The sequence below is a fragment of the Clavibacter lycopersici genome, from assembly GCF_003576405.1.
In the GTDB taxonomy this organism is placed as follows: Bacteria; Actinomycetota; Actinomycetes; order Actinomycetales; family Microbacteriaceae; genus Clavibacter; species Clavibacter lycopersici.
Window position 1 is genome coordinate 1 of record NZ_QWGT01000095.1, and the last position, 9694, is coordinate 9694.

Genomic DNA, 9694 nt, shown 5'->3' on the forward strand with positions numbered 1-9694 from the left:
CGGATCGGGCCGACGGACGCCGGGCGACGGCCAGGCCACCGCACGGTCAGACGCGGGCCGCGGTGTCGCGGCCCGAGGCGAAGCGCGAGAGCGCGCCGGTGCGGGCGAGCGCCCGGGCGACGATCCACGAGAGCAGCCCGGCGATGACCGCGCCCGAGACGAGCGCCGCGACCGTGTAGATCGTGGCGAACAGCGGCGTGGATCCCGGGTAGTAGGTGATGAGGTCCGTGACGGCCATGCCGAGCCCCGCGCCCATGCCCGCGAGGACGGCGACGTACGCGCGCCAGTTCGCGTAGAGGAAGACGAGGAGCACGAGCTCCGCGCCGAGGCCCTGGGTGAGGCCGGAGAGCAGCGTCCCGACGCCCCACACGTTGCCGACCAGCATCGACACGAACGCGGCCAGGAGCTCCCCGTAGAGCGCTGCGCCTGGCTTGCGGATCACGATGCCGGTGAGGACGCCGGCGAACAGCCAGCCGCCGCCCGCGAGGGCCTGGAGGCCGGGGAGCAACGGCTCGAAGAAGCCGCCGATCGGGACCGAAGCCGTGTTCCAGATGACGAAGACGAGGCCGGACGCGACGCCGAGGACGCTGGCGACGACGATGTCGATGACCCGCCAGCGGGAGCGGAGGCCCGAGCGGGGTCCCCGGGCGCCGGTGTCGGCGGGGACGGCGGATGCCGTGGACGAGGGTGATGCGGTCATTGGTCGTGCCCTTCGGTGATGGGTGAAGAGGGCACGGGTCGAGAAAGGAAACCTCCCTGCGCTGGCATGATCCAGATCAGGTTCTTACGGTCGAAGATTGGGGATCTTCCTCTCAGCCCGGCTCACCGGACTCCCGTGTTCACCGGCGAGCATAGCGCGCGGCCGACGCGCCCGGGACGACCTGCACGACACGGCTCCGGACGCACGGGAGCGCGGGTGCCCGAGGGCACCCGCGCTCCGCGCAGGTCGTGCGAGGTGGGCTACTTGATCGTCTTGATGAGCTTGACGAGGACCTTGCCGGAGATCCAGATCACCGGCGTGGCCGCCACGAGCAGGGCGATGACGTTGGGCTGGAAGCGCACCTCGCCGTCGGTGGCGACGTACGCGCCGATGGGCCAGGTCGCTCCGCCACCGCCGCCGCCGCCCGCCACGTTGCCGTCGGAGTCGGGGAGGTCGCTGCCCCCGCCGAATCCGTACCAGGCGAACGCCACGGGGACGATGGTCGAGCCGTCGATGTCGAGGGGGTCGCCGTAGACCGTCCCCACTCCGGCGTTCTTCACGTTCTCTGCGAGCTGTGCGACGAGGTTGGTCATGCGCCCACCGTACCCCGCGACGCCCGGAGGATGCGGGCCGATCCGGGTCCTCGCGGTACCCTCGCCCCTGGTGCGTCGCTGCGTCGCATCCGGCCTCCTGCCGTTGCGGCCCACGCGGATCCACCGCCTGCCCCGCCCCCGACGGACCCCGCGCACGCACTCCCGCGCGCCGTCGGCGGACGAGTCGACCCAACTGGAGGACCGCTTGAAGACCTGGCCCGGAAACCCCTACCCGCTCGGCGCGACCTTCGACGGGAGCGGCACGAACTTCGCGCTCTTCAGCGAGGTCGCGGAGCAGGTGCAGCTGTGCCTCATCGAGGAGGACGGCACGGAGACCCGCGTGGACGTGACGGAGGTCGACGCGCACGTCTGGCACTGCTACCTCCCCCACGTGCAGCCGGGGCAGCGCTACGGGTACCGCGTCACCGGGCCGTACGAGCCCGAGAACGGCCACCGGTCGAACCCCGCGAAGCTGCTGCTGGATCCCTACGCCAAGGCCACATGCGGCGAGTTCGACTGGCACCCCTCGCTGTTCGCGTACGAGTTCGGCGACCCGTCCAGCCGCAACGACGAGGACTCCGGCCCGCACATGATGCTCGGCGTCGTGGTCAACCCGTTCTTCGACTGGGACGGCGACCGCCTCCCCCGCACGCCGTACAGCGAGACGGTCGTGTACGAGGCGCATGTCAAGGGGCTCACGCAGCTCAACCCGCGGATCCCCGAGGAGCTGCGCGGCACGTACGCCGGCATCGCCCACCCCGCCGTCATCGACCACCTGCAGAAGCTGGGCGTGACCGCGATCGAGCTCATGCCCGTGCACCAGTTCGTGCAGGACAACACGCTGCTCGAGAAGGGCCTCCGCAACTACTGGGGCTACAACACCATCGGGTTCTTCGCGCCGCACAACGCCTACTCGTCCACGGGCGAGCTCGGCCAGCAGGTGCAGGAGTTCAAGTCCATGGTGCGGGCGCTGCACTCCGCCGGCATCGAGGTCATCCTCGACGTGGTCTACAACCACACGGCCGAGGGCAACCACCTGGGGCCGACCCTCTCCTTCAAGGGCATCGACAACCAGGCCTACTACCGGCTCATGGAGGACGACCCCACGTACTACATGGACTACACCGGCACGGGCAACTCGCTCAACGTGCGCCACCCGCACGCGCTGCAGCTGATCATGGACTCGCTGCGCTACTGGGTCACCGAGATGCACGTCGACGGGTTCCGGTTCGACCTCGCCTCCGCGCTCGCGCGCGAGTTCTACGACGTCGACAAGCTCGCCACGTTCTTCGAGCTCGTGCAGCAGGATCCGGTGGTGTCGCAGGTCAAGCTCATCGCCGAGCCCTGGGACGTCGGCCCCGGCGGCTACCAGGTGGGCAACTTCCCGCCGCAGTGGACCGAGTGGAACGGCAAGTACCGCGACACCGTGCGCGACTTCTGGCGCGGAGAGGCCTCCTCACTCGGCGAGTTCGCGGCCCGCATCACGGGATCCGCCGACCTCTACGAGCACTCCGGGCGCCGGCCGGTCGCGTCGATCAACTTCATCACCGCGCACGACGGCTTCACCATCGCCGACCTCGTCTCGTACAACGAGAAGCACAACGAGGCCAACGGCGAGGACAACAAGGACGGCGAGAGCCACAACCGCTCCTGGAACATGGGCGTGGAGGGGCCGACGGACGACCCGACGGTCCTCACGCTCCGCGGCCGCCAGCAGCGCAACATGCTCGCGACGATGATCCTGTCGCAGGGCGTGCCGATGATCCTGCACGGCGACGAGCTCGGCCGCACCCAGCAGGGCAACAACAACACCTACGCGCAGGACAACGAGATCAGCTGGGTGCACTGGGACCAGGCCGACCAGCCTCTCGTGGAGTTCACCGCGTCCGTCGTGCGGCTCCGCAAGGAGCACCCGACCTTCCGCCGCGGTCGCTTCTTCGACGGGCGCCCCGTGCGCCGCGGCGAGGGCGAGCCGCTGCCCGACATCGTGTGGCTCGACGCCGACGCGACGCCGATGGTCGACGACGACTGGGAGTCCGGGCTCCGGGCGATCGGCATGTTCCTCAACGGGAACGGGATCCGCGGGCGCGACCGCCGCGGCGAGGACATCTACGACACGCACTTCCTCCTCTACTTCAACGCGCACGACGAGCAGGTCGCCTTCACGCTCCCGTCGGACGAGTACGCGGACGCGTGGGAGACCGTGATCGACACCGCGGGCGTCGGAGCCGACTCGACGGCCCTCCGCGCGAGTAGCGTCGTGGAGGTGGCGGCCAAGGCGCTCGTCGTGCTGCGCGCCTACACCGAGCCCGAGGTGGAACCCGACCACTCGGTCGCGGCGAGCCTCGCCGTCCTCACCCACGCGCAGGCCGACCGGCCGGCCGCAGACCCAAGGAGCGACATCAGTTGAGAACCCCCATCTCCACCTACCGGTTCCAGGTGCGGGAGTCGTTCGACCTCGCCGCCGTGGCCGAGCAGCTGCCGTACGTGAAGGACCTCGGCGCGGACTGGGTGTACCTCAGCCCGATCCTCGCCGCCGAACCCGGATCCGACCACGGCTACGACGTCGTCGACCACTCGCAGGTCGACCCCGCCCGGGGCGGCGCGGCGGGCATGAAGGCCGTCGCCGACCGCGCCCACGAGCTGGGCCTCGGCGTGCTGGTGGACATCGTCCCCAACCACGTCGGCGTCGCGACGCCCGTCGAGAGCCTGTGGTGGTGGGACCTGCTGACGCACGGCACCGCGAGCCGCTACGCCGACGCGTTCGACGTGGACTGGGACTTCGGGAACGGCAAGGTGCGGATCCCCGTGCTCGGCGACGGCGACGACGAGCTCGACCAGCTCCTGCTCGTGCGCGGCGACGACGGCACCGTCGAGCTCCGCTACTACGACACCCGCTACCCCGTCGCCCCCGGCACGGCCGAGGACGACGCCGACGCCCGCACGGTGCACGAGCGCCAGTCCTACGAGCTGATCAACTGGCGTCGCGCCGACGCCGAGCTCAACTACCGCCGCTTCTTCGCCGTCAACACGCTCGCCGGGATCCGCGTCGAGCTGCCGCGGGTGTTCGAGGAGTCGCACGCCGAGATCTCCCGCTGGTTCCGCGAGGGCCTCGCGGACGGCCTGCGGGTCGACCACCCGGACGGCCTGCTCGACCCGAAGGGGTACCTCGACGACCTCGCCCGCATCACGGGCGGCGCGTACGTGCTCGTGGAGAAGATCCTCGAGCCCGGCGAGGCGCTCCCCACCGACTGGGCCACCGCCGGCACGACCGGGTACGACGCGCTCGCCGAGATCGACCGCGTGCTGGTCGACCCCGACGGCCAGGTCGAGCTCGACCACCTCGACGCGTCCCTCCGCGGCCTGCCGCAGGGTGAGCTCACGAGCTGGGCCGACATGATCCGCGGCACCAAGCGCGGCATCGCCGACGGGATCCTGCGCAGCGAGGTCCTCCGCCTGGAGCGGCTCGTGGAGGACGCCCCGGCGGACGCGGCGGACGCCATCGCCGAGCTGCTCGCCACGTTCCCCGTCTACCGCAGCTACCTGCCCGGCGGGATCGCGCACCTCGAGGAGGCCGCGGAGGCGGCCCGCGCCAGCCGGCCCGACCTCGTCGCGACGATCGACGCGCTCATGCCGCAGCTGTCGGACCCCGCGACGCTCGTGGCCCAGCGCTTCCAGCAGACGAGCGGCATGGTCATGGCCAAGGGCGTCGAGGACACGGCGTTCTACCGCTACTCGCGCCTGGTCTCGCTCAACGAGGTCGGCGCCGACCCGTCGATCTTCGCGATCGACGTCGACGACTTCCACGCGCGCCAGCAGGAGCGGCACCGCATCGCGCCGCACGCGATGACCACGCTCTCCACCCACGACACCAAGCGCGGCGAGGACGTCCGCGCCCGCATCGACGTGCTCTCCGAGACGCCCGAGGCCTGGCGCGACGCGCTCGGCCAGCTCCGCGAGGTCGCGCCCACCGGCGACGGGCCGTTCGAGAACCTGCTCTGGCAGACGCTCGTCGGCACCTGGCCCGCGTCGCGCGAGCGCCTGCACGCGTACGCCGAGAAGGCGTCGCGCGAGGCCGGCGACTCCACCACGTGGACCGCGCCCGACGAGGCCTTCGAGGAGCGCATGCACGCGCTCGTCGACGCGGCCTTCGACGACCCGCGCGCCCGCACGATCGTGGCCGGGCTCTACGACCGGCTCTCCGGCCCCGGCTGGTCGAACGCGCTCGCGGCGAAGGCCATCCAGCTCACCGCCCCCGGCATGCCCGACGTGTACCAGGGCAGCGAGCTGTGGGAGACGAGCCTCGTGGATCCCGACAACCGCCGCGAGGTCGACTTCGGCATGCGCCGCGCCGCCCTCGACGCCGTGCTCAAGGGCGCCGAGCCCGCCATCGACGAGACGGGGGCCGCCAAGCTCCTCGTCACGGCGCGGGCGCTCCGCCTCCGCCGCGCGCACCCGGAGCTCTTCACGGGCTACGAGCCCGTGCGCGCGTCCGGCGACGCAGCGGCCCACGTGATCGCGTTCGACCGCGGCGGCGCCATCACCGTCGCGACCCGCCTGCCCGTCGGGCTCGAGTCCGGCGGCGGGTGGGGATCCACGTCCCTCACGCTGCCCGACGGCGAGCTCGTCGACCACGTGAGCGGCCGCCGCGTGCCGGGCGGTCGGGTCTCCGTCGCCGCGCTCCTCGCCGACTACCCGGTCGCGATCCTCGCGCCCGCATCCACCGCCGCCGACCTCACCTCCGGGAGCCGAGCATGACCGACGACCGCTTCGACATCTGGGCCCCGAAGGCCCGCACCCTCGCGCTGTCCGTCGGGGACGAGCGCCTGCCGCTCTCCCCCACGGGCGACGGCTGGTGGACCCTCGACGCCGAGCGCGCCGAGGCCCTGCCATCCGGCGACCTCGACTACGGCTACCTCGTGGACGACGGCGACACCCCGCTGCCCGACCCGCGCTCGCGCCGCCAGCCCGAGGGCGTCCACGGCCGCTCGCGCACGTACGACCCGTCGACGTTCGCGTGGACCGACCAGGCGTGGACCGGGCGCCAGCTCGCCGGCGCCGTCATCTACGAGATGCACGTCGGCACCTTCACGCCCGACGGCACGCTCGACTCCGCCATCGACCGGCTCGACCACCTCGTCGCGCTCGGCGTGGACCTCGTGGAGGTGCTGCCCGTCAACGGGTTCAACGGCACGCACAACTGGGGCTACGACGGGGTCCTCTGGTACACGGTGCAGGAGACGTACGGCGGACCCGAGGCGTACCAGCGCTTCGTCGACGCGTGCCACGCGCGCGGCCTCGGGGTCGTGCAGGACGTCGTGTACAACCACCTCGGACCGTCGGGCAACTACCTGCCCGTGTACGGCCCGTACCTGCACGAGGCGTCCGCGAACACCTGGGGATCCAGCCTCAACCTCGACGGCGAGGACTCCGGTCCGGTCCGCGAGTACATCATCGACAACGCGCTCATGTGGCTCGGCGACTACCACGTCGACGCGCTGCGCCTCGACGCGGTGCACGCCCTCGTCGACGACACCGCGACGCACCTCCTCGAGGAGCTCGCGGTGCAGGTGGACGTCCTCCAGGCGCACGTCGGCCGCCCGCTCACGCTCATCGCGGAGTCCGACCTCAACGACCCGAAGCTCATCACCTCGCGCGAGGCGCACGGCTACGGGCTCGACGCGCAGTGGAGCGACGACTTCCACCACGCCGTCCACGTCGCGCTCACGGGCGAGACAACGGGCTACTACGAGGACTTCGCGTCGCTCGGGGCCCTCGCCAAGGTCATCACGCGCGGGTTCTTCCACGACGGCACGTGGTCGTCGTTCCGCGGCCGCGTGCACGGGCGCCCGCTCGACACCGAGCGGATCCCCGCGCACCGCCTCGTGGTCGCGAACCAGAACCACGACCAGATCGGCAACCGCGCCACGGGCGACCGCCTCACGGCGACGCTCGACGAGGGCGGGCTCGCGCTGGCCGCGGTCCTGACGCTCACGTCGCCCTTCACCCCGATGCTCTTCATGGGCGAGGAGTGGGGCGCGACGACGCCGTGGCAGTTCTTCACGTCGCACCCGGAGCACGACCTCGGCGAGGCGACCGCGAAGGGCCGCATCGCGGAGTTCGCGAAGATGGGCTGGGACGAGTCGGTCGTGCCGAACCCGCAGGACCTGTCGACGTTCCAGGACTCGAAGCTCGACTGGTCGGAGCTCTACGGCGCCGAGGCGGCCGGCTCGCAGCACGCGCGCCTGTTCGCGCTGTACGGCGAGCTGATCCGCCTGCGTCGGACGCACCCCGACCTCACCGACCCCCGGTTCGCCGAGGTCGAGGTCGAGGTGCACGAGGAGGCGCGACTCCTCGTGATGGACCGCGGCGAGCTGTCCATCGTCGTCAACCTGTCCGGCGAGGAGCGGCGCGTCCCCGTCGTGGGCGAGCGACCCGCGCTGCTGCTCGCGACCGCGCCCGGCGTCACGCTGGCCGACGACGAGATCGTCCTGCCCGCGCGCTCGGCCGCGATCCTCGGACCCGTGGCGGACTCGGCGGAGGCCCTGCTGGCCTGATCCGCCGGCACCCGGGGTGCGGACTCGCTCCGCTCCCCGGGCGCCGCCTGGCCGGTCCCCCGCTGCGTGCTAGGTTCGTCCTGGCCGGGGCTGGGGGGCAGGCCGACGAGGCTCCCGCACGTCGGCATGCGGCATCCTCCTCGACGAAACGGACCCCTCGTGCGCATATCTGTCATCGGCTGCGGCTACCTCGGCACCGTCCACGCGGCGTGCATGAGCCGGCTCGGGCACGACGTCGTCGCGATCGACGTGGACGAGGCGAAGATCTCCTCGCTGCAGTCCGGCGTCGCCCCGTTCTTCGAGCCGGGCCTGCCGGAGCTCCTCACCGAGCAGCTCGCCACCGGGCGCCTGCGCTTCACGACCGACATCGCCGAGGCGGCGGGGGCGCGCGTGCACTTCGTCGCGGTCGGCACGCCGCAGAAGCGCGGCGAGAACGCCGCGGACCTCACCTACGTGGACGCGGCGGTCGACGGCCTGATCCCGCATCTCGTCCCGGGCGACGTCGTCGCCGGGAAGTCCACCGTCCCCGTCGGCACCGCGCGCCGCCTGGCCGAGCGCGTCGCCGCGCGCGAGCCCGGGGCCACGCTCATGTGGAACCCGGAGTTCCTGCGCGAGGGCTTCGCCGTCGAGGACACGCTCACGCCCGACCGGTTCGTCTACGGACTGCCCGCCGGCGACGCGGGCGAGGCGGCTCGCGCCGTCCTCGACGAGGTCTACGCCACGGCCCTCGCCACCGGCACCGCCCGGGTCACCACCGACTACGAGACCGCCGAGCTCGTGAAGGTCTCGGCCAACGCCTTCCTCGCCACGAAGATCTCCTTCATCAACGCGATGGCCGAGGTGTGCGAGGCCACGGGCGCCGACGTCACGCAGCTCGCGGACGCCATCGGGTACGACGACCGCATCGGACGGCGCTTCCTCAACGCCGGCATCGGCTTCGGCGGCGGCTGCCTCCCCAAGGACATCCGCGCGTTCATGGCGCGTGCGGGCGAGCTCGGCGCCGACCAGGCGCTCACGTTCCTCCGCGAGGTCGACTCCATCAACATGCGGCGCCGGGTGCGCGCGGTCGACGTGGCGCGCGAGGTGTGCGGCGGATCCCTGCTCGGCCGCAACGTCGCCGTGCTCGGCCTCGCCTTCAAGCCCGAGTCGGACGACGTGCGCGACTCCCCCGCGCTCAGCATCTCCGCGCAGCTGCAGCTGCAGGGGGCGCGCGTGCTCGCGACCGACCCGTACGCGAACGAGAACTCGCGTCGCCGCTTCCCGGAGCTCACCTACGTGGACACCTGGCAGGAGGCGGCGCGCGATGCCGATGTCGTCATGCTGCTCACCGAGTGGAAGCAGTACCGCGCCATCGATCCCGCGGAGCTCAAGGCCATCGTGTCGACGCCCGTCATCGTGGACGGCCGCAACTGCCTCGATCCCGTCGAGTGGCGCGCCGCCGGATGGCGCTACCGCGGCATGGGCCGCCCCTAGCCGTCGCGCGCCGGACCGGCCGCCGGCTCCCGATCAGCGCGGGGTGGTGGCCGCGATGCCGAAGAGCGTGCCGCCGGCCACGATGATCGAGAGCACGACGGCGACCGGGATGAGCAGCAGCAGGCCGTTGAGGATGAGGCCCGTGATGGCGAAGCCGCGCCCGGCCGGCTCCTTGCGGATGCCGATGATGGCGAACACGAGCCCGATCAGCGGGCAGAGGAACGTCCAGAAGAAGAAGACCGAGACGAGCCCCAGGATCATGGACGTGAGGCTGAGGCCCTTGGGCGGCGCGACCGCCGTGCCCTTGACGAGGTTGTCGATGGCGGTGACCGTGACGACGCGGCCCGCGGACTCGTCGATCGCCAGGCCCA

6 protein-coding genes, 1 pseudogene and 1 riboswitch are annotated in these 9694 nt (G+C 71.9%); of the genes and pseudogenes, 4 read left to right on the plus strand and 3 right to left on the minus strand.

Going from position 1 to position 9694, the window contains the following annotated elements; all coding sequences use genetic code 11:
* Positions 1 to 46: 46 nt before the first annotated feature.
* Positions 47 to 700: an ECF transporter S component gene (locus DZG00_RS08095; RefSeq protein WP_119381515.1), complete on the minus strand. Its 654-nt coding sequence runs from the start codon at positions 698 to 700 to the stop codon at positions 47 to 49.
* 35 nt (positions 701 to 735) lie between these two features.
* A riboswitch (TPP riboswitch) is annotated at positions 736 to 847 on the minus strand.
* 113 nt (positions 848 to 960) lie between these two features.
* Complete coding sequence (locus DZG00_RS08100; RefSeq protein ID WP_119381514.1) at positions 961 to 1293, minus strand: hypothetical protein; 333 nt, start codon at positions 1291 to 1293, stop codon at positions 961 to 963.
* Positions 1294 to 1498: 205 nt separating this feature from the next.
* On the opposite strand from DZG00_RS08100, the gene glgX reads away from it, so the two are divergent.
* The 4 genes from glgX (at position 1499) to DZG00_RS08120 (ending at position 9323) form a co-directional block, all read left to right on the plus strand.
* Complete coding sequence (glgX, locus tag DZG00_RS08105) at positions 1499 to 3703, plus strand: glycogen debranching protein GlgX (RefSeq protein WP_119381513.1); 2205 nt, start codon at positions 1499 to 1501, stop codon at positions 3701 to 3703.
* Entirely contained in the window at positions 3700 to 6051 is a 2352-nt protein-coding gene (gene treY / locus DZG00_RS08110) for a malto-oligosyltrehalose synthase (RefSeq protein WP_119381512.1), read from the plus strand. Before glgX ends, treY begins: the two co-directional genes overlap by 4 nt.
* Positions 6048 to 7850 (plus strand): malto-oligosyltrehalose trehalohydrolase, encoded by a 1803-nt coding sequence (gene treZ / locus DZG00_RS08115; RefSeq protein ID WP_119381511.1) that lies wholly within the window; start codon positions 6048 to 6050, stop codon positions 7848 to 7850. Before treY ends, treZ begins: the two co-directional genes overlap by 4 nt.
* A gap of 159 nt (positions 7851 to 8009) precedes the next feature.
* Positions 8010 to 9323 carry a UDP-glucose dehydrogenase family protein gene (locus DZG00_RS08120; RefSeq protein WP_119381510.1) on the plus strand — a complete coding sequence of 438 codons (1314 nt, stop codon included), beginning with the start codon at positions 8010 to 8012 and terminating at the stop codon, positions 9321 to 9323.
* A 33-nt stretch (positions 9324 to 9356) separates the two neighbouring features.
* Here DZG00_RS08120 and DZG00_RS08125 read toward each other — a convergent pair.
* Positions 9357 to 9694 (minus strand): annotated as a pseudogene (locus tag DZG00_RS08125) (hypothetical protein); the annotation flags it as partial.

Bases quoted from the DNA above. Each gene is read 5' to 3' on its own strand.
- treZ (WP_119381511.1), top strand. From the start codon at position 6,048: ATGACCGACGACCGCTTCGACATCTGGGCCCCGAAGGCCCGCACCCTC.
- DZG00_RS08095 (WP_119381515.1), bottom strand. From the start codon at position 700: ATGACCGCATCACCCTCGTCCACGGCATCCGCCGTCCCCGCCGACACC.
- DZG00_RS08100 (WP_119381514.1), bottom strand. From the start codon at position 1,293: ATGACCAACCTCGTCGCACAGCTCGCAGAGAACGTGAAGAACGCCGGA.